The following is an 18,775-nucleotide window of genomic DNA, read 5'->3' as shown; positions in this document are numbered from 1 at the left end:
GCAGAGAGATGAGCATTCGGTTCACAGCGAAGGCCCGCAGGGGGATGGTCGCGTTGACCATTGCGGCCGGACTGGCCCTCGGTGTGGCCGGCTGCGGCGGTGGGGGTGACAACGATGACAAGTCGAGCCCGCCGGCCTCCGCCTCCAAGGACAGTGGACCGAAACCGAGTGCTCAGGAGGGGGAGCCGGAGACGCCGCTGGCCGAACTCAGGGGCACGGACGGGCTGCTCCTGCAGATCACGTCTGCCACCCGCGACGCGGGCGGCTTCCTCACCGTGAACGGCACCGTGAAGAACGATGGCGACAAGTCCGTGGTGGTGCCACCGCAGACCAGCGGGGACGAGACCGAAGTGATCAAACACGGCCCGTCCCTCGGCGGAGCCACCCTCGTGGATGCCAAGGGCAAGAAGCGCTACTACACACTCCGCGACACTGAAGGCCGACCGCTGACGACCACTGGTCTCGGGAACCTCGAAGCGGGACAGACCCTCCCCGTCTTCATGCAGTTCCCGGCGCCGCCCGCGAGCACGACCGAGGTCGGCATCCAGGTTCCCACGTTCTCCAGCGGCACCATCAAGATCTCCGGGTGAGGCCGGCCATGACCCGCACGCACCATCGAACGGCGACTCCACGCCTCGCCCTGGTCCTCACCGCCGCAGGCCTCATGGTCGCGACGAACATCTACGGCGCCGTGTCGGCCCACGCCGACGAAAGCCCCGGTGTTCCCCCCGGCACCGAGGCCTCCGCCTCCGCCCCCGTCGAGGTCGACGCCAACGACCCCGACCTCAAACTGCCCGAAGGCGCCACCCTCGCCGAGCCCAAGGTCCTCGACATCAAGCAGGTCGTCGAAGACCAGAGCGGCGACGAGCGCCGTGAAGACACCAACGCCGACGTCAAGTTCGCCCTCCAGGCCGAGGTCCTCTTCGGCAAGGACAGCGCGAAGCTCAGCGCCCAGGCGAAGGCCCGCATCTCCGCGATCGCCGAGGAGATCAAGACCCAGAACGCGACGAAGATCCGCGTCTTCGGCTTCACGGACAACCTCGGTTCCTCCGCCCACGGCGACGTCCTGTCCCGCAAACGCGCCAACGCCGTGCAGAACGTCCTGGACCAGGAACTGACCGACTCCAACGTCACGTACGAGGTCCGCGGCTACGGCGAGCAGTACCCGATCGCCGACAACTCCACGGAATCCGGCCGCAAGAAGAACCGCAGGGTCGAGGTCTCCTTCCCCCGCTCGGAGAGCTGACGGACGAAGGACCGGACCGACGGGAACGGGGAAGCCCCGTGGGCGAATGGCGTCTCCACCGCACGCTGCCGAGCCTGGCCACCGAGGCCGGGCTCGGCAGCGTGCGGCGCGTGCACCACGAACGTCGTTCCTGGCCCGTCCTGCTGACCGGCAAGCTCGTACTCGACGCCGCGGCGATCCCGCTCCTCATCCGGACCCTCACCGCACTGGACGTCACCCCGAGCGCCAGGCCCTTCGCGGTGTACGGCTGGCTGCTGGCCTCCTGGGCCGCCCTGGCCCACTGGGTCCTGGCCCGCGACGGCAGACGCGGCTACGCGGTGTGCGACGGCGGCCTGCTGATCCACACGGACGGCGCGGACCGGGCCGGGACGATCGCCATCCCCTGGGACGCGATCGACACCGTCGACGACACCGGCCCACGACCGCCGCGCGTGTACTGGCTCGACGGAGGCAAACAGCGGCACGTCACCCTGCGCACCGTCACCGCGCGCCACGCCCTGATCGAGTCCGTGAGGTCCCGTCGGCCCCTGCCGCCGGCCCCCACCCGGCGCCTGCTCCCCGGTACGGCACTCGTGGCCGTCGCCGTGATCCAGCTCGGCGCGCTCACCCTGTCACCCTTCGCCGACATCGTCCTGGCCCACCGCGCCCAGGACCTCCGGGACTTCGCGAGCCTCTGCACGCACCCCGGCGCCTCGTTCCCCGAGTCCGCACCCCGCACCACCACCGGCCCCCACCCCGTCGCGCTCTTCGCCGAGGGCCACGGCACCGGCCCGGTCGCCACGTCCACGGGCCGCGAGGGCAGCGCGACCACGGCCGCACCGGACCCCGACGACATCCAGCTGGTGGCATGCAGCCGGCTGGTCCGACGCCACGTCGACATGGTCTGCACCTACGACGGGGGTGAATCCAAGCTGACGTCCTACCGGGCCCGCTACCGCGTGGACGTCTACGAGGCACGCACCGGCCGCAGAATCGCCGGCCACACCCTGGACGCCGACGACAACGACCCGTGCCCGTACTGGCTGGCGGTGAACCGGGAGCGCGGCCGTGAGGAAGTGGTCGCCGCGCCTGCCGAGGAGGAGTACCGGAACCTCATCGAGAGCATCGCCGCAGGCCGGCACCTCTAGCCCGCGGCCGGGCACCGGTACCCCCGGCAGCACGGGCAAGTTGGGCCCCGTTTTGGGGCCACGGACCCATCCCGCCCCGGGCGTCCCTCCCTACTGTCGGGCCGTGTCGTGGACCGAGGGCGGAGGTGGGGGCATGGCCTCGATCGGGGGAGTGCCGGGGGCGGCTGGGCCCGGCCGGCCGACGGCGTACGGAGAGCGCCGGCCCCTGCCCGGTTCGCTCGCCACCGCACTGGTCCTGATCCACACCCTCTTCGCGATCACCGTCCTCGGCGGACTCGGCGTCCTGCTCACCGCGTCCTCGTACGACGCCGTCGACGGCGGCGTCCTCGCCCTCACCGCCTACGCCGCCGCCCCGGGCGTCCTCGGCTGGTGGCTGGCCCGGCGCACCTGGCAGGGCGGCACCGGAGTCCTGGCCGGCCTCATCGCCGTACAGGCATGGCTGATCACCGGCTCGATATCCAATATCGCCGACGGATCACCCCGCGGTTTCAGCCAGCTCTTCCTCCCCCTCCTCGTCCTCTACTTCCTCACCCGTGAGGACAGCCGCGCCTGGTACCGCCTCCCGGCGCCGGACCGCGCCGAACGCCGCCCCTTCTCCCTGCCCCGGATGATCCGCTGGCGGCGCGACGAGGGCCAGACGGCGGTGGAGTACGCGGGGCTGATCGCGATCGTCGTGGCGATCGTCGCCGCCCTGCTGGTCAGCGGCCTGGGCACGCAGATCCAGAGTGGTCTCCAGGCGGCGGTCTGCAAGGTCACCGGCACGGCCTGCCCGTCCCCGGCCGCCGACGGCGGCACGGACGTCACCGCCACCCGCCCGGACCCGGCGGACGACCCGGGAACCAGGCCCGAGGGCGGTGAGGGCGGACGGCCCGCGGACAACGGCGGCCAGGCCGAGGGGAACGAGGGGGACGAGGGCGCCGAGGCCGGGGAGCACGCCGGCGGCCAGGACGACACCGGCGACAAGCCAGAGGGCCAGGACGACAAGGGCGAAGACGACAAGGGCGAAGACGAAAAGGGCGGGGACGACGACGGCTGCTTCTCCGGTGTGGGCGCCTTCTTCGGCTGTGCCGGCGACCAGCTGAAGCAGGTCGGCGAGGGCCTCGTCGTCGACGGCATCGGCGGCGACCTCAAGGGCATCTGGGACACCGTCACCAACCCCCTCGACACCCTGGACGGCCTGAAGGACTACGGCGGCGTCATCGCCGACCAGTGGTCTCAGGACGCCAAGGACGCGGGCGACAAGTGGGCCAAGGGCGACTACTGGGACGCGCTCACCGACTGGGGCGGCGCGACGGTGAACTCCGGCGGCAAGGTCCTCGACGACGTGTTCATCGGCCAGGACGTCCGCGACCAGTGGAACCAGGGCAACGAGACCCGCGCCGTCACCACGGTCGTCTGGAACGTCGGTTCCCTCTTCATCCCCGGCTACGGCGAGGCCAAGCTCGCCGGAAAGCTCGGCAAGCTGGGCAGACTCGGGAAGCTGGGCGACCTGGGCAAGCTCACCGAGAAGGCGGCCGACGCGGCGCAGGACGCGGGGAAGGCCGCCAGGGCGGGCGACGTCAAGGGCGCCGAGAAGGCCGCGAAAGAGGCCGACGAGGCCGCGGACGAGGCCGAGAGGAAAGCCCGTGAATCCGGCTGCACCATCGCCGCCCCGCCCCGCAGGACGCCCTACGGCGGAGCCGGGCACCCACCGGCCCCCCTCACCGGCTCCTCCGGCACCGGCACCACCGTCCTGGCGGCCGGCCGCTCCGCCGCACAGGTCGTGGCACGAGCCGAGGAAGGCTGTGACGAGGAGGCCAAGCAGCAGGCCCAGGAAGCCCGCAAGAAGGCCGACGAGGCGGAACGGCAGACGCTCGAAGCCCGGGCCGAGGCCGCGAAGGCCGCGCTGCGGGAGCAGGGTTCCTCCGTCCCCGACGACCAGATCGACGGGCTCGTCGACCGGGCCAAGGACGACCCGGATCCGGCCAAGGCCGAGATCAGCACGCAGGACGCGGCCGCCGCGCTCGACGAGATCACCGACCTGGCCCGTCGCGGCAACGTCAACCCCGACGCTGCCGCGGCCCTGCAGGGCAAGGTCGTGAACGCCTCGGACGCCAACAAGCTGGCGGAAGCACGGGCGGAGGTGAACGCGGTGCGCCGCGCCGCCGACGACGCGGCCCCGGGCACCCGGGTGGACGCCGGCGTCGGCGGCAAGATGAACCGGCAGGAGGCCGACCTGGGCAACGGGGAGAAGGTGAACCTCGACGAGATCCCCGACGCCGACGTGGTCTACAAGGACCGGAACGGCACCGTCCACGTCAAGGAGGTCAAAAACGCCGGCTCGGCCACGCGCAAGGCCGACTTCGCCAACCAGGTCGAACGGCTGAAGAAGTGGGCGGCCAAGGAGCCCGGCCGCAAGGCCACCGTGGAGATCGAGACGACGGACCGCTGGACGTCGATCTTCAGCGAGTTCAAGCCCGCCCGGAACGGCAAACCGGCGAAGGACACCAGGACGGCGGCCGGGGAGATGGCCAAGAACGACGTCGACGTGCGGGTGGCCGGCCAGGACCTGTCCGCGGACCAGCTCGGCAGGATGCAACGCGCCATCGACGAGCGGACCGCCGACGGGACGATGGACTGGTCCAGGATGAAGGACCCGGACAGCGCCAAGGCGTACCTGGGGATCAGCTGAGCGGACGACGACGGAGGCACGACTGTGGCGGGACACCGGTGATGAGCGAGCCGGGAAGCGAGGAGACCTGGGACCCGCGTGTCGCGCGGTGGCACGACCCGGAGGGCGACTACGTCCTGCCCCGTACGCTGCGGACCCTGCCGCAGCCCTGGGACGCGGGCGACTGGAACAGGATCGCGGAACTGCCCCGCACCGGCGAGCGCCTGGCGGAGGCCCGGCGGGTGGTGGCCGTCCTCCTGGAGGACCCGGAGCTGTCACCGCACGTCCCCCGGCCGCCGTCGCCGGGCCTGCTGTGGCACGCCTGGGAGGAGTTCCACCGGGCCGTGGGCCAGAGCATGCCCCGCACGAGCGACGTGACCTGGTCCGGCGTGGACGAGCTGGTCCGCGCCTGGCAGGACCGGCCTCGGCTGTACCCGCTGCAACGGCACGTCGTACGGCACGTCGAAGCGGCGATGCTGGCCCTGATCCCGTCCCTGCGCGACGACATCGCCGACTCGGTGTTCCGCTGGCTGGCCCTCGACCCCGACCCGGGCCGTTTCGCGGAGTGGGCGGTGGAGCTCGCCGAGCGCTGCGTGACGGAGGACATCGGCGCCGACTCGGCCCTCGAACTCCTCGGTGCGATGCGCACTTCCAGGGCCAGGGCGGCCCTGCAGCGCCTCTCGGCGAAACCGGACGGCCCGGCGACCTGGCAGAACGCGGAAGCGGCCCGGAGCATCCTCTACGACTTGGGAAGCGAACCGACGGACCACTGATCCCGCGCCCGGAACTGCAAGGTGACACCGACTCCGCCGGCCGTCCCTCCCGAGGCCGGGGACGCGGCCGGCGTGCACGGTGACGAGGAAGGACCGCGTCGGCGCACCCTCGCGCCGTCGCGGTTGGGGAGGCCGGGCGCGCGGACCCGAGGGGCCGTGGCCGGAAGCCGGGACGCCTACCCGGTGGCAGTCGCCGCGACGACGACCTCCACCCGGGTGCCCTCCCGCACCCCCCACTCGCGCATCGCCCCGGCGGCGGCCTCCACCACGTGCCGCGCCCGCAGCCGGGGCATCCCCAGCCGCCCGGGCCGCATGGTGCGCACGGCGATGACCCGCAACCGCCGGTCGAGATAGGCCACATCGATCGGCATGCGCATCCGGAAGGTGTGCACGCTGTTGGCGGGGGAGAGCAGGATCGCCCCGTCGACGGAGTCCCGCCCCAACAGCCCCTTGGTCCGCGCACGGTAGGAAACGGCGATCTCCAACGGCACACGGACACCCGTGTCCGTCCCCCGCACCACCAACTCCCCGCGTCCGTCCCGCCAGTTCCGTCCCATCCGGGCTCCCTCCACCACCGCTGACATGCCGCCGTGGTCCATCCGACAGAACCGGCCCCGTGTGCTCCTGGAAACGGATTGCCGTGTTATGCAACCGTTACGGCCCCCACCGGTCCGCCCCTCACCGATTCCTCCCCAAACACCCCGCCCGTTCACAAGGTCCACACTGGTGTGGCCCCACACCGCTGGATAGCTTGGGTTCGCTCAAGAGAAGTCTCGCCTCTGACCGGGAGCCGACCGTGAACCGCCGCCCCACCCTCCTCGCAGCGCTCACGCTGACCGCCGCTGCGGCCCTGACGCTGTCCGCGTGCGGAAGCGATGACAGCTCCAAGCCCAAGGGCAACGACAAGATCGCGGGAGCGGACAGCGGCGACGAGGCGTCGCCCTCGGCAGCTCCCAGCGCCTCGGACGCCGGTGGTAGGCCTGCGATCGAACTGCCTTCGGACGTGACCTACAAGTTCGAGTGGAAGAAGACCGGCGACACCGACAAGGACGCCGTTCTCAGTGACGCCGAGCAGCGCATCAGGGCCGTCGACATGGCGATCGCTCGGCAGGATCCCCTGGACAAGGCCTACCGCTTCTATTCGGACGGCACGGCCGCTGCCGGAAGCCAGAAGTACATCCAGGAATTCGTCGACCACAAGGCTCGTACAACCGGTCTGACCCGCTTCTACAACGAGAGCGTGACCATCAAGGACGATGGCACGGCCGCTCTCGTGTATTGCGAGGACCAGAGCAAGGCGTTCAACAAGTTCCTGAAGACCGGTAAGACCGACGTCACGCCGGTGACCAAGGACAGCTATGTCGTCTACGCCGGAACCCTGCGCAAGAACGACAAGGGCGTCTGGGTCACCGAGCGACTGATCTCGCAGCGGGGGAGTGCCAAGTGCCGGCCTTGATCCGTTCCCGGTACCTCATCCTCACGACGGGCCTCCTCGCTGCGGTCCTGGCCACCGCCGGTCCCGCTCACGCCGAGAAGGGCTTCGGCAGCACGGACGGCGAGACACAGGAGGCCGACTCCGGCAAGGACGGCACCGTTTCCGTGACCGTCGGCGGGGTCGTCTTCGACCGTTCCAAGAACGGCAGCGGGAACTCCGCGGGCGCGCTCACGTCCGCCACGTCCTGGACGCCACCACCGTGCTGGTACGCCCCCAAGTACACGCCGGAGCAGCTCCAGAAGGAGATGGAGCCCATCTGGGACGCCGGTTCGACCGGCTACGAGTGGGACGCGAAACAGCGTGACCGGTACGTCAACGGCCACCCCTACAAGGACTTCAACAAGGACAAGGCCGGCAAGGGCTACTTCTGGGACTCGTTCGTCGACGAGGACTTCCCGCCCGGCTGGGACTCCTGCGACGAGCAGCCCTTCTGGGTCGACCAGGGCGACCCGCCGCCCGCCGACATCGAGAACGCCGTGACGCCCGAGATCCTCGCCGAACTCGCCTATGCCGAGATACGCGTCCCCAGCACGGAGGTGACGCTGGCCCCGGCCGCCGAGACCAAGGTCAATCTCCCGACCTGGGCCTGGCTGGACGCCGCCGACTTCAAGCCGGTCTCCGTCACCGCGTCCGTACCGGTGATCGGCATCAGCGCCACGGCGACGGCCGAGCCGGTTGCGCTCAGGATCCAGCCCGGCACCCAGGACGCCGTCACCTACCCGGCGTCCGGTGTCTGCGAGATCAACGACGGCCGTATCGGCGAGCCCTACGCCAGGGGCAAGGCGAACCGGACCCCGCCCTGCGGAGTGCGCTACCTGCGCTCCTCGGGCGACGGCACGTACCCCCTTCAGGCCACCGTCACCTGGAAGATCGAGTGGACCGGTACGGGCGGCGCGGGCGGCGACCTCCCCGACGGCACGTTCGGCGCCACCCAGGACGTCGTGGTGCAGGAGATCCAGGCCGTCAACCGCTGAGCCCGGCAGCCCACCCGGGGCATCCCGTTCCCCCGGGACCTCCCATCCTCCGCTCGGGCACCTCCCGAAATGAGGTTGTCCGGGGGCTCGGGCCCGGGTAGGAAACCCTCCATGACCACACTCGGCGCCGTCTTCCGTCCGCAACTCGCCCCGGAGCGACTCCGGTCCGTCTGTGAGGCCGCGGACGCCGCGGGGCTCGAAGAACTCTGGCTCTGGGAGGACTGCTTCGCGGAAGGCGGTGTCTCCACCGCCGCCGCCGCCCTCGCCTGGACCGAGCGGCTGCGGGTCGGGGTCGGGCTGCTGCCCGTGCCCCTGCGGAACGTGGCCCTCACCGCCATGGAGGTCGCCTCGCTGCACCGGATGTTCCCGGGGCGGGCCGTCGTCGGTGTCGGGCACGGCGTGCAGGACTGGATGGGCCAGGTCGGGGCCCGGGCCGAGTCGCCGGTCACGCTGCTGCGGGAGTACCTCCTGGCGCTGCGGGCCCTGCTCGCCGGGGAGCGGGTCACCACCGACGGGCGGTACGTCACGCTCGACGACGTCGCCCTCGACTGGCCTCCGCCGAACCCCGCGTCCGAGTCGGGGGTGTTCGCCGGGGTCACCGGGCCGCGGTCGCTGCGGCTCAGCGGCGAGGCCGCCGACGGCACCATCCTCACCGCCGCCACCAACGCCGACGGCGTGCGCACGGCGCGCCGGCTCGTGGAGGAGGGTCGCGAGGCCGCGGGCGGTCGCGGCGGCGCGTCGCATCACGTCGTGGTCTACCTGCTCACCGCCACCGGGCCCGACGCCGATGCCCGGCTGCGCGCCGAACGGGCCGCCGAAGGGTGGGAGTCGGTGCCGGACCTGGGAGTCGCCGGGGACGCCGGTGCCGTGGCCAAGGCCGTCGAGCGACTGGCCGAGGCCGGGGCCGACACGGTGGTGCTGCAGCCGACCGGGGACGAACCCGACCCGGAGGGGTTCGTGCGGTTCGCCGCCGAGGAGGTGCGTCCCCTGGTCGCGTGAGCGACGCCAGAGGACGGCCGCCCGGCGCCCGCGGGGGTGCGCGTCCCCCCGTCAGCCGCGTCCACAGGGCGCTCGGGCTCCGTCGACCGCCTCCCGTGCGCCGGCACCCGGCGGACCGGGACGGTTCAGTGGCAGTGGCCGTGTCGCCCCGAGGTCTCCACCGGAGTCGCTCCCGGCCGCGTCCACTGCGGTACCGGGCGGCTGGTCGGGCCCCACGTGGCGTTCCCGTCCCCGTCCGAGCGCCACGACCAGCAGGCCTCGCGTCCCTCCGGCCGGCCCTCCGGGTGGTCCTCCCACGCCTCGGCACGGCCGTGGGGCGTCAGGTCGAGCAGGCCGAGGGAGCCGTTGACCCGCTCGTTGCCCCGGCCCGTCGTGGAGTAGGTCAGGAACACTCGGTCGCCGTCGCGCAGGAAGCAGGTGAGGTACCCCATCTCGCCGCCGATCGGCGCCGGGACGCCGCGTACCGAGTACCAGGGCTGGGTGTAACCCATGAACGCGACGTAGGACGCCACCTCGTCCCAGGGACCCGTGGTCAGGATCGCGAACGAGACACCGCGGGCGTTGAGGTAGACGGCGTCCTTCAGGTGCCAGGCGGTGGTGGTGCAGCCCTCGCACTGCCCCTGGTGCGGCGCGCCGTCGTACCACATGTGCTGGTAGACCACGAGCTCCCCGCGGCCCTCGAACAGGTCCAGGAACGGGACGGGGCCGTCCGGCCCGACGACCTCGACCGTCCCGTCGACCTCCACCATCGGCAGCCGGCGTCGCGCCGCGGCGATGGCGTCGCCCTCGCGGGTGTGGGCCTTCTCCCGGACCAGCAGCTCGTCACGGGCGCTCCGCCAGGTGGCCAGGTCGACCACGGGTGGGAGCCCGGGCAGCACGGTGGTCGGGTCGTCCGGCGTGGGCGTCATGGGGTCCTCCGTGGGTTCGGGCGTCTACGGGGCAGACTCCCGTCCCGGCCGGAACTCATCGCGGTACCCCGTCGGGGAGCCGGGGCCCCTGCCGGGGCCTTCCTGCGGGCCCGGTTGTCAGTGGCTCCTGCCACACTCCCGGGCATGAGCGATGACGACCTGGACGTACGCCTGCGTGACGTCGTGGAAGCCGACCTGGAGTTCTTCCTCGCCTACGAGCACGACCCGGAGGCCGTCCGGCGTTCGAGATTCACGCCCAGGCCACGCGAGGCGTTCCTGCGGCACTGGAGGACGAACGTCCTCGATGGCGAGACCAACTTCGTGCAGACCGTGACCGTGGACGGCGGTGCCGTCGCCGGCAACATCGTCGCCTGGTGGGAGGACGACCGCCGCTTCCTCGGCTACTGGCTGGGCCGCCCGTACTGGGGGCGCGGCATCGGCGGCAGGGCCCTGCGCCTCTTCCTGGAGCGGGAGACCAACCGGCCGCTGCACGCCGACCCGCACGCGGACAACACCGGCTCCGTACGGCTGCTGGAGAAGGCCGGTTTCGAGCGGACCGGCACCGTCCGGTACGGGGAGGACGAGCACGTCCTGCTCGTCCTCCGGTGACGTCCGGGCAGCCGTTCTCGCCACCGCCGGGCGGAAAATGCCGCGCATCCCGCCACACGCCCTGCCACCATCCCCGCATGGCCGCCGACCACGACACCACGCCCGTCACCACGTCCTCCACTCCACTTCCCACCTACGAAGCCCTCGTCGCCGAAGGCGCCTCCGTGCCCACGGAAGGCTGGGACTTCTCCTGGTTCGAGGGGCGTGCCACCGAAGCGCGGCCCTCGTGGGGGTACGCCGTGTCGATGGCCGAGCGGCTGAGCCGGGCGAGTGCCGCGCTCGACGTGCAGACGGGAGGCGGGGAGGTGCTGGACTTCGCCCTGGCCAGGGCCGGACGGAGGCCGCCGCTCACCGTCGCCACCGAGGGCTGGCCGCCGAACGTCGCCAAGGCCACCGCCCTGCTGGCACCGCGCGGCGTCGCCGTGGTGGCCGCCGCCGACGACGACGACCCGCTGCCCTTCGCCGACGGGGCCTTCGACCTGGTCGTGAGCCGTCATCCCGTCCGCCCGCACTGGGACGGGATCGCCCGCGTGCTGCGGAGCGGCGGGACGTACTTCGCCCAGCACGTCGGCCCGGCCAGCGCCTTCGAACTCGTCGAGTACTTCCTGGGCCCCCAGCCGGAGGAGGCGCGCGGTGCCCGTGACCCCGGCCGCGAGCGGGCCGGCGCCGAGGCGGCCGGGCTGGAGGTCGTCGAGCTGCGGGCGGAGCGGCTGCGGATGGAGTTCCACGACATCGGCGCGGTCGTGCACTTCCTGCGCAAGGTGGTGTGGATGGTTCCGGGCTTCACCGTCGAGGCGTACGAGCCGCAGCTGCGGGCCCTGCACGAGCGGATCCGGAGCGACGGGCCCTTCGTCGCGCACAGCACCCGCCACCTCATCGACGCCCGCAAGCCGGCCCGGCCCACCGCCCGGTGAGTACCGCCCCGTGACCCGCCCGGCCACGACTGCGTTCACGCGTGCGGCCCCACCTCCACCTTCCCCAGCACCAGCTCCGCCGTCGCCTCCAGCACCTCGCCCACCCGCTCGGCCTGCTCGCCCAGTTCCCGTCGCTGCCGTGCCGTCAGCCGGACCAGCGGCTCCACCGTGACGGTCGTACGACGGCCCCGGCGCCGCTGGTGCCACACCCCGGCCACCACACCGTCGACGAGCAGCACGGGATGGTTGCCGGCCTGGCCGCCGGCGAGGGCGCGCCGGTACGCCTCCCCGGGGAACAGCCGCTCCCGGGGCTGCCCGGCGATGACGTACGCGTCGAAGTAGGGCAGCAGCCGCACACCCCGCGCGGGACCGTCGGGGAACTCCGTGTCACCCGCCGCCACCCACGCCGGTGTCCCCTCGAAGTCGACCTCCTCGACCGCGCCGGCCGCCGCCATGTCCCGGAACAGGCCCGTGGCCCAGCCGGCCGGCGCCGCCAGCCACCGTGCGAAGTGCGCCGGGGTCGCCGGTCCGTACGCGTGCAGGTAGCGGCTGACGAAGGTGAACAGCCCGTCCTGCGCCTCCCGGGCCCCCGCCCCCGAGCCTGCCCCTGCCCACGCCGGGCGCGTGTACGTCGCCTTGCGTCCCCGGTTCGGGCCGAAGCACAACGTCCCGGCCCAGCCCGCCCGGTGCATCACCTGCCGCCAGCGCGGCCACATGTCCTGGAACGCCGGCATCACCCGGTCACCCGCCCATGGGCCCGTGCGGGCGACGACCTCCTCGGTCAGCTCGTCGAGGGTCAGGTACCTGCCGTCGAGCGCGTCGCCGATCGCCGTCACCACTTGGCCGGCCTGCTCGTCGGTGAGCCGCACGTCCGGCGGGAAGGGACTGGGCCCGGCGGGAACGGCGGTCAGGGCCGCCGACCAGAGGGGGAGTTCACGTGCCGGAAGCAGATGGACCGTGCCGCGCGGGCCGTACGTCTTGACGAGGGACCGCTCCTCCCAGAGCGCGGCCCGCACGTGCGTCCGCGTCACCCCGCCCGCCGCCCGCACCCCGATCGACACCTCGGCGGCGGAGAGCACCTGCGCGTGCGCCCCCCTCATCGCCGCGACCACGTCGGCGACGCCGTCGGTGACCGGGCCGGCCGCGGTCCCGGCCGCCGCCGGTCCGGCCGGAAACTGCCGCTCGGCACGCCGCGCGCTCGCCGCGTCCCAGCTGATCCGCTCAGTGCTCGTCATGGACCGACGGTAGAGGGGAACTAGGACAGGAACTGTCCTCTTAGACGGGCGTGCCGTGGCACTCTCGCCCCTCACCCCTCACGCGCATCTTCCGCCGGGGGTTTTCACATCGTTATCGTCCCGGCTCGCTTCCGAGCCACCCCATCGCGTAAGTTCGGACCAAGGTAATTCGCGTGAGCAAAGCTGCGCGGGCGGCACCGCGCAGTGGAGGGGGCTGCGCGGTGCCCCGGCCTCACCGCGGGGGAGACGTGGCGGCGGCGTCGGCGGTCAAGCGGACGTTCGCTGCCCGGTTCACCCGTCAGGGGGACGGCCGGACAAGTCGCCGAGCGGACCGCAAGATGCGGCAAATCCTCCGGATCCTGCCCCAGGTCGCTCGATTCCCCTGCGTACGGGCCATGTTTCGGCCATGCGCGAGCCGTGAACGACGGGTTCCGCGGTCATCGCCGCGTCGCCGGGCGGCTCCGGAGAGTAGTTGTGGCACGCCGATGCACGCAGCATCACTTACAAAGGGTTATGGTGGAAACCCCCCCTCGGGCCGGTCCGTCTCCCCCCCACGGACCGGCCCGTTTTCTTTGCCTGGCGGACGCCTCGCGCCCACCGGGCCGGGCGGCTCGAACCAGCGGCCGGACCCTTGCCTTCCGCACCCATGGGCGGCCCACGGCGGCAGCGGGGGTAGGCTTCGCCTCCGGGGACTGCCACACGGGCGGGGACCGCCCGCGGCCACGACCAGGGCCGCACGCCGCGGCCTGTCCGATCCGTACGGAGGGGCTGACGATCACGTGAACCTGCGCGACAAGCTGCGTGGCCTGCTGGTCAGGCTGTACGCACGCCGGGTGGAAGGCCACCTGGACCACGCTCAGGTGCCCAAGCACATCGGCGTCATCATGGACGGCAACCGGCGCTGGGCGAAGGCCGCCGGATCCACCACCGTCCACGGACACCGGGCCGGTGCCGAGAAGATCGAGGAATTCCTCGGCTGGTGCACCGAGACCGACGTCGAGGTCGTCACCCTCTGGCTGCTGTCGACGGACAACTTCGACCGTCCGCAGGAAGAGCTCGTCCCGCTGCTCGGCATCATCGAGGACGTCGTGCGCACCCTCGCCGCCGACGGCCGCTGGCGCGTCCATCACGTGGGCACGCCGGACCTGCTGCCCGCCGGGATGCAGACGGTCCTGAAGGAGGCCGAGGAGGCCACCGCGCACGTCGACGGGATACTGGTCAACGTCGCCATCGGCTACGGCGGCCGCCAGGAGATCGCCGACGCCGTGCGCTCGATGCTGCTCGACGCCCAGGACAAGGGCACCTCGCTGGAGGAGCTCGCCGAGGCCGTCGACACCGACATGATCGGGCGTCACCTCTACACCAGCGACCAGCCCGACCCGGACCTGGTGATCCGCACCAGCGGCGAGCAGCGGCTGTCCGGATTCATGCTCTGGCAGACCGCGCACTCCGAGTACTACTTCTGCGACGTGTTCTGGCCGGCCTTCCGCAAGGTGGACTTCCTGCGCGCCATGCGCGACTACGCCGCCCGCCACCGCCGCTACGGCGGCTGAGCAGGCTGAACACACGTCACGCGGCAGCCCGGGGGCGCGCCCCGCGCACGCGCCGGGACGCCGGACGTCCCACGTCGTGACTCTCCCTGGTACCCCACCGAAGACGCACGTCACACGGAGTTCACCGGCCCGCCGTCATATGCCGTGGCATGGCGACGCTCGTTCGAGGGCATAACCCAGTCAGGTCGACGCCCGAACCACGGGTGTCGGATCTCAGCGGACGGCACGGGGCCGTCCGCCCGGGAGGCCCTTTGCACCAGCCCGATCGTGCGGTCACAGCACGGACGCAGGCGGAGGGCCGGTTTTCGGCCCATGCAGGGCGGCCGACAACCGGTCCAGCTCCACTCCGTCGCTCCCCGACCTCATCCGAGGGGGTACGTCCTTCCGTGGTGACCAGCACAAAGCGCCACAAGCCCGACCGGCGCACCTATGTCCTCGACACCAGCGTCCTGCTGGCCGACCCGAACGCCCTGAGCCGCTTCGACGAGCACGAGGTCGTGCTCCCCATCGTCGTGGTGACGGAGCTGGAGGCGAAGAGGCACCATCCCGAACTCGGCTACTTCGCCCGGCAGGCCCTGCGCCTGCTCGACGACCTGCGGGTGCGGTACGGCCGCCTCGACGCCCCCATCCCCACGGGGGACCTGGGCGGGACCGTCCGTGTCGAGCTCAACCACTCGGACCCCAGCGTGCTGCCCAGCGGCTACCGCCTGGGGGACAACGACTCCCGCATCCTCGCGGTCGCCCGCAACCTGCAGGCCGAAGGGTTCGACGTCACCGTCGTCTCCAAGGACCTCCCGCTCAGGATCAAGGCGTCCTCCGTCGGACTCCTCGCCGAGGAGTACCGCGCGGAGCTCGCCATCACGGACTCCTCCGGCTGGACCGGAATGTCCGAACTGACCCTGCCCGGCGAGCAGGTGGACATCCTCTTCGAGGAGGGACAGGTCTACGTTCCCGAAGCCGCCGGCCTGCCGGTGCACACGGGTCTGATGATCCAGTCGGAGCGCGGCAAGGCGCTCGGGCGGGTCACCCCCGAGGGCAACGTCCGGGTCGTGCGCGGGGATCGGGAGGCGTTCGGCATCAAGGGCCGCAGCGCCGAGCAGCGGATCGCGCTGGACCTGCTGCTCGATCCGGACGTCGGGATCGTGTCGATGGGCGGCCGGGCCGGCACCGGCAAGTCGGCGCTGGCGCTGTGCGCGGGCCTGGAGGCCGTGCTGGAGCGCCGTCAGCACCAGAAGGTGATGGTCTTCCGTCCGCTGTACGCGGTGGGCGGGCAGGAGCTCGGCTATCTGCCCGGTACCGAGGCGGAGAAGATGAGCCCCTGGGCGCAGGCGGTGTTCGACACGCTGTCCGCGGTCACCAGCCGGGAGGTCATCGAGGAGGTCACCGCGCGCGGGATGCTGGAGGTCCTGCCGCTCACGCACATCCGCGGACGCTCGCTGCACGACGCGTTCGTCATCGTGGACGAGGCGCAGTCCCTGGAGAAGAACGTCCTGCTCACCGTTCTCTCCCGGATCGGGGCCAATTCGCGGGTGGTGCTCACCCACGACGTGGCCCAGCGGGACAACCTGAGGGTCGGCCGCTACGACGGTGTCGTCGCCGTCGTGGAGAAGCTGAAGGGCCATCCGCTCTTCGCGCACGTGACCCTGACCCGGTCCGAGAGGTCGCAGATCGCCGCGCTTGTGACCGAAATGCTCGAAGACGGGCAGATGTGACCGTCACCATGCAATAAGGGGCGATTGCGCAGGAGTTGGCGCCGTCCGGAAAGGCGAAGAGCCTAGCCGGACGGCGCCTTCGCGTGCGGACTTTCCTGTGAATTTCCCGCGCCAAACGGGATGTGAGCTTTCACACGCAACTCGGAATTGCCTTGCCCCGTCGGGTTACGGCAGAGTCTCACTCCTGTCAGGCCCCGCATACGACACAGCTGTACCCCCAGCGGTACGGCACCACAGAGAGCACACGCCAACTCCATAGCGATGTCGTATGCCGCCCGAGCACCACGCGGCACTCCCCTCGCGGGAGTTGCCCACCGGGCCCGCGCCTCCCGTGACCCCGCAGTTGGGGAGGCCAGTGCCAGGGGCACGATTGCGTCCGCGAGGGTCACCGAAGCGGGCGATGCTGGAAGGAAACCGTGTGAGCCGGATCTCGGTCCGGGGATTCGCAGTGGCCTCGGCCACGGCGGTCACCGCTGTCGGAAGCGTCGTCGGCGTTGCCTCGGGCAGCACCGCGCAGAACAACGACGCGGAAGCGACGGCAAGCGGCGCCACGCTGCTCGCGGACATCCCCGCGGGCCAGCAGGCCCAGGTACAGACCGCGTCCCTGACGCAGCAGGCCGACGCGCAGGCCATCGCCGCGGACGCGAGCGCGAAGAAGGACGCCGAGGAGGCCGCCCGCAAGGCAGCCGCCGAGACGGCCATCGCCAAGAAGGAGGCCGCCGAGAAGGCGGCCAAGGAGGCCAAGGAGCGCGCGGAGGCCAAGGAAGCCGCCGCCAGCCGCTCCAAGGACATCTCCGACTTCCCCGTCGCGACCTCCTACACCATCGCCCAGATCCAGGCGATGGCGCGGCAGATGGTGCCGGCGGGCCAGTTCCAGTGCTTCAGCAACATCGTGGACCACGAGTCCGACTGGAACTACAAGGCCGTCAACCCTTCCTCCGGCGCCTACGGCATGTTCCAGGCGCTGCCCGGTTCCAAGATGTCGTCCGTCGGCGCCGACTGGCGGACCAACCCGGCCACCCAGATCAAGTGGGGCCTGAACTACATGAACGAGCGCTACGGCAGCCCGTGTGACGCCTGGTCGTTCTGGCAGGCCAACCACTGGTACTGAGCCGACCGGCCCCCGGCCGATCCTCTCCTTCGCGCGAGCCCCGCACCGTCGTACGGTGCGGGGCTCGCGCCATGTACGGTCGGACGCGGACGGCTCCCGGGTGGAGTGGTGCGCACGGACGGGGGAAGAGGACGGATCATGTCGCGAGTGCCAGGGTGGCTCGGTCGGCTCGGTGCCGGACTGACCGAGATGAGCGAGCGGTACAACGAACGCCGCGCCGCGGTCGAGCGGGAGCGGGACGACCACGAGTCCGTCCCGCCGCCCGACGAACTCGTGCCGCCGCCCCCGGACTACGCACCCGACGTCCCGGCCCGGCCCGACCCGGCGCTCGCCGTGCCGTGGGGCGTGCGGGTCGCGGCGGAGGCCGGCTGGCGGCTGCTCGTCCTCGCGGGCACGTTGTGGGTGCTGATGCGGGTCATCAGCGCGGTCCAGCTCGTGGTGCTCTCGTTCGTCATCGCGCTGCTCATCACGGCCATGCTGCAGCCGACGGTGGCACGGCTGCGGCGCCACGGGGTGCCGCGCGGGCCCGCCACCGCCCTGACGGCGATCCTCGGTTTCGTCGTCATGGGCCTCATCGGCTGGTTCGTGACCTGGCAGGTCATGGAGAACATCGACGACCTGTCGAGCCAGATCCAGGACGGCATCGACGAGTTGCGGAACTGGCTGCTGAACAGCCCCTTCCACGTCACCGACAAGCAGATCAACGAGATCGCCAAGAACCTGCGCGAGGCGGTCGGGGCGAACACCGACCAGATCACCTCCGCCGGCCTGGAGGGCGTCACGGTCGTCGTCGAGGCGCTGACCGGCATCCTGCTCGCCGTCTTCTGCACGCTGTTCCTGCTCTACGACGGCAAGCGGATCTGGGAGTGGACGCTGAAGCTGGTGCCGGCGGCGGCGCGCCCGGGCGTGGCCGGGGCCGGTCCGGCGGCGTGGCGGACGCTGACGGCGTACGTGCGGGGGACCGTGATCGTCGCCCTGATCGACGCCATCTTCATCGGGCTCGGGATCTACTTCCTCGACGTGCCGATGGCCGTGCCGCTGGCGGTGTTCATCTTCCTGTTCGCCTTCATCCCACTGGTCGGTGCGGTGGTGTCCGGGGCGCTCGCCGTGGTCGTCGCGCTCGTGACGCAGGGCGTGTTCACGGCCGTGATGACGCTGGTGGTGGTGCTCGCGGTGCAGCAGATCGAAGGGCACATCCTGCAGCCGTTCATCCTGGGCCGGGCCGTGCGGGTGCATCCCCTGGCGGTGGTGCTGGCGGTGGCCTGCGGCGGGATGGTGGCCGGGATCGGCGGCGCGGTGGTCGCCGTGCCGCTGGTGGCCGTGACGAACACCGTCGCCGGATATCTGCGGTCGTACTCGCGCAAGGCCGCGGTGCGGCACGCCGTGCCGCCGCGGGGGGCCACGGCGGTGAGCGCGGAGCCCGCGCCGCCCCAGGCGCCGCCGGAGTAGCGCGGACAACGCGAACAGGG

General features: G+C 71.7%; 17 protein-coding genes. 14 read left to right on the top strand and 3 right to left on the bottom strand.

The window, feature by feature from the left end; all coding sequences use genetic code 11:
• Positions 1 to 8: 8 nt before the first annotated feature.
• From ACIGAQ_RS17325 to ACIGAQ_RS17305, 5 genes are all read left to right on the top strand, one after another.
• On the top strand, positions 9 to 590 hold the full coding sequence (locus ACIGAQ_RS17325; RefSeq protein WP_399784599.1) for a hypothetical protein: 582 nt from the start codon (positions 9 to 11) through the stop codon (positions 588 to 590).
• Between the two features lie 8 nt (positions 591 to 598).
• Complete coding sequence (locus ACIGAQ_RS17320) at positions 599 to 1,246, top strand: OmpA family protein (protein ID WP_311679813.1); 648 nt, start codon at positions 599 to 601, stop codon at positions 1,244 to 1,246.
• Between the two features lie 38 nt (positions 1,247 to 1,284).
• Positions 1,285 to 2,373, top strand: coding sequence for a hypothetical protein (locus ACIGAQ_RS17315; RefSeq protein ID WP_399783618.1), 1,089 nt, complete (start codon positions 1,285 to 1,287; stop codon positions 2,371 to 2,373).
• Between the two features lie 133 nt (positions 2,374 to 2,506).
• Positions 2,507 to 5,044, top strand: a complete 2,538-nt coding sequence (locus ACIGAQ_RS17310) for a hypothetical protein (protein ID WP_399783615.1) — start codon at positions 2,507 to 2,509, stop codon at positions 5,042 to 5,044.
• Between the two features lie 41 nt (positions 5,045 to 5,085).
• On the top strand, positions 5,086 to 5,796 hold the full coding sequence (locus ACIGAQ_RS17305; RefSeq protein WP_399783612.1) for a hypothetical protein: 711 nt from the start codon (positions 5,086 to 5,088) through the stop codon (positions 5,794 to 5,796).
• A gap of 176 nt (positions 5,797 to 5,972) precedes the next feature.
• Here the strand turns inward: ACIGAQ_RS17305 and ACIGAQ_RS17300 are convergent, their stop codons facing one another.
• On the bottom strand, positions 5,973 to 6,353 hold the full coding sequence (locus tag ACIGAQ_RS17300) for a DUF192 domain-containing protein (RefSeq protein WP_399783609.1): 381 nt from the start codon (positions 6,351 to 6,353) through the stop codon (positions 5,973 to 5,975).
• 239 nt (positions 6,354 to 6,592) lie between these two features.
• Here ACIGAQ_RS17300 and ACIGAQ_RS17295 point away from each other — a divergent pair, with 239 nt between their 5' ends.
• From ACIGAQ_RS17295 to ACIGAQ_RS17285, 3 genes are all read left to right on the top strand, one after another.
• A complete protein-coding gene (locus ACIGAQ_RS17295; RefSeq protein WP_399783606.1) occupies positions 6,593 to 7,252 on the top strand; it encodes a hypothetical protein in 660 nt (219 codons plus the stop codon).
• Positions 7,253 to 7,299: 47 nt separating this feature from the next.
• Positions 7,300 to 8,265, top strand: a complete 966-nt coding sequence (locus ACIGAQ_RS17290; protein ID WP_399784597.1) for a hypothetical protein — start codon at positions 7,300 to 7,302, stop codon at positions 8,263 to 8,265.
• 111 nt (positions 8,266 to 8,376) lie between these two features.
• Positions 8,377 to 9,264: an LLM class flavin-dependent oxidoreductase gene (locus ACIGAQ_RS17285; RefSeq protein WP_362278391.1), complete on the top strand. Its 888-nt coding sequence runs from the start codon at positions 8,377 to 8,379 to the stop codon at positions 9,262 to 9,264.
• Positions 9,265 to 9,389: 125 nt separating this feature from the next.
• Here the strand turns inward: ACIGAQ_RS17285 and ACIGAQ_RS17280 are convergent, their stop codons facing one another.
• Positions 9,390 to 10,172 carry a DUF899 domain-containing protein gene (locus ACIGAQ_RS17280; protein WP_399783603.1) on the bottom strand — a complete coding sequence of 261 codons (783 nt, stop codon included), beginning with the start codon at positions 10,170 to 10,172 and terminating at the stop codon, positions 9,390 to 9,392.
• A 144-nt stretch (positions 10,173 to 10,316) separates the two neighbouring features.
• Between ACIGAQ_RS17280 and ACIGAQ_RS17275 the strand changes: the two genes are divergently transcribed.
• Together ACIGAQ_RS17275 and ACIGAQ_RS17270 are read left to right on the top strand one after the other, a co-directional pair.
• Positions 10,317 to 10,781, top strand: coding sequence for a GNAT family N-acetyltransferase (locus tag ACIGAQ_RS17275; protein ID WP_399783600.1), 465 nt, complete (start codon positions 10,317 to 10,319; stop codon positions 10,779 to 10,781).
• Positions 10,782 to 10,858: 77 nt separating this feature from the next.
• Entirely contained in the window at positions 10,859 to 11,695 is an 837-nt protein-coding gene (locus ACIGAQ_RS17270; protein ID WP_399783597.1) for a class I SAM-dependent methyltransferase, read from the top strand.
• 35 nt (positions 11,696 to 11,730) lie between these two features.
• Here the strand turns inward: ACIGAQ_RS17270 and ACIGAQ_RS17265 are convergent, their stop codons facing one another.
• Positions 11,731 to 12,930 (bottom strand): winged helix DNA-binding domain-containing protein, encoded by a 1,200-nt coding sequence (locus tag ACIGAQ_RS17265; RefSeq protein WP_399783594.1) that lies wholly within the window; start codon positions 12,928 to 12,930, stop codon positions 11,731 to 11,733.
• A 779-nt stretch (positions 12,931 to 13,709) separates the two neighbouring features.
• Between ACIGAQ_RS17265 and ACIGAQ_RS17260 the strand changes: the two genes are divergently transcribed.
• From ACIGAQ_RS17260 to ACIGAQ_RS17245, 4 genes are all read left to right on the top strand, one after another.
• On the top strand, positions 13,710 to 14,483 hold the full coding sequence (locus ACIGAQ_RS17260) for an isoprenyl transferase (RefSeq protein ID WP_094055077.1): 774 nt from the start codon (positions 13,710 to 13,712) through the stop codon (positions 14,481 to 14,483).
• Between the two features lie 386 nt (positions 14,484 to 14,869).
• On the top strand, positions 14,870 to 16,195 hold the full coding sequence (locus ACIGAQ_RS17255; RefSeq protein WP_311679790.1) for a PhoH family protein: 1,326 nt from the start codon (positions 14,870 to 14,872) through the stop codon (positions 16,193 to 16,195).
• Positions 16,196 to 16,595: 400 nt separating this feature from the next.
• Complete coding sequence (locus tag ACIGAQ_RS17250; RefSeq protein WP_311679788.1) at positions 16,596 to 17,306, top strand: transglycosylase SLT domain-containing protein; 711 nt, start codon at positions 16,596 to 16,598, stop codon at positions 17,304 to 17,306.
• 138 nt (positions 17,307 to 17,444) lie between these two features.
• Complete coding sequence (locus ACIGAQ_RS17245; RefSeq protein WP_362278400.1) at positions 17,445 to 18,755, top strand: AI-2E family transporter; 1,311 nt, start codon at positions 17,445 to 17,447, stop codon at positions 18,753 to 18,755.
• Positions 18,756 to 18,775: the final 20 nt, after the last annotated feature.

The sequence above is a fragment of the Streptomyces sp. NPDC085932 genome (assembly GCF_044540525.1).
In the GTDB taxonomy this organism is placed as follows: Bacteria; Actinomycetota; Actinomycetes; order Streptomycetales; family Streptomycetaceae; genus Streptomyces; species Streptomyces levis.
This window is presented reverse-complemented; position numbering and strand designations above follow the sequence as displayed.

Excerpts from the sequence above, each read along its gene's own strand:
- ACIGAQ_RS17325 (WP_399784599.1), top strand. The coding sequence starts at position 9 with ATGAGCATTCGGTTCACAGCGAAGGCCCGCAGGGGGATGGTCGCGTTG.
- ACIGAQ_RS17320 (WP_311679813.1), top strand. The coding sequence starts at position 599 with ATGACCCGCACGCACCATCGAACGGCGACTCCACGCCTCGCCCTGGTC.
- ACIGAQ_RS17310 (WP_399783615.1), top strand. The coding sequence starts at position 2,507 with ATGGCCTCGATCGGGGGAGTGCCGGGGGCGGCTGGGCCCGGCCGGCCG.
- ACIGAQ_RS17305 (WP_399783612.1), top strand. The coding sequence starts at position 5,086 with ATGAGCGAGCCGGGAAGCGAGGAGACCTGGGACCCGCGTGTCGCGCGG.
- ACIGAQ_RS17300 (WP_399783609.1), bottom strand. The coding sequence starts at position 6,353 with ATGGGACGGAACTGGCGGGACGGACGCGGGGAGTTGGTGGTGCGGGGG.
- ACIGAQ_RS17285 (WP_362278391.1), top strand. The coding sequence starts at position 8,377 with ATGACCACACTCGGCGCCGTCTTCCGTCCGCAACTCGCCCCGGAGCGA.
- ACIGAQ_RS17280 (WP_399783603.1), bottom strand. The coding sequence starts at position 10,172 with ATGACGCCCACGCCGGACGACCCGACCACCGTGCTGCCCGGGCTCCCA.
- ACIGAQ_RS17275 (WP_399783600.1), top strand. The coding sequence starts at position 10,317 with ATGAGCGATGACGACCTGGACGTACGCCTGCGTGACGTCGTGGAAGCC.
- ACIGAQ_RS17270 (WP_399783597.1), top strand. The coding sequence starts at position 10,859 with ATGGCCGCCGACCACGACACCACGCCCGTCACCACGTCCTCCACTCCA.
- ACIGAQ_RS17265 (WP_399783594.1), bottom strand. The coding sequence starts at position 12,930 with ATGACGAGCACTGAGCGGATCAGCTGGGACGCGGCGAGCGCGCGGCGT.
- ACIGAQ_RS17250 (WP_311679788.1), top strand. The coding sequence starts at position 16,596 with ATGCTGGAAGGAAACCGTGTGAGCCGGATCTCGGTCCGGGGATTCGCA.
- ACIGAQ_RS17245 (WP_362278400.1), top strand. The coding sequence starts at position 17,445 with ATGTCGCGAGTGCCAGGGTGGCTCGGTCGGCTCGGTGCCGGACTGACC.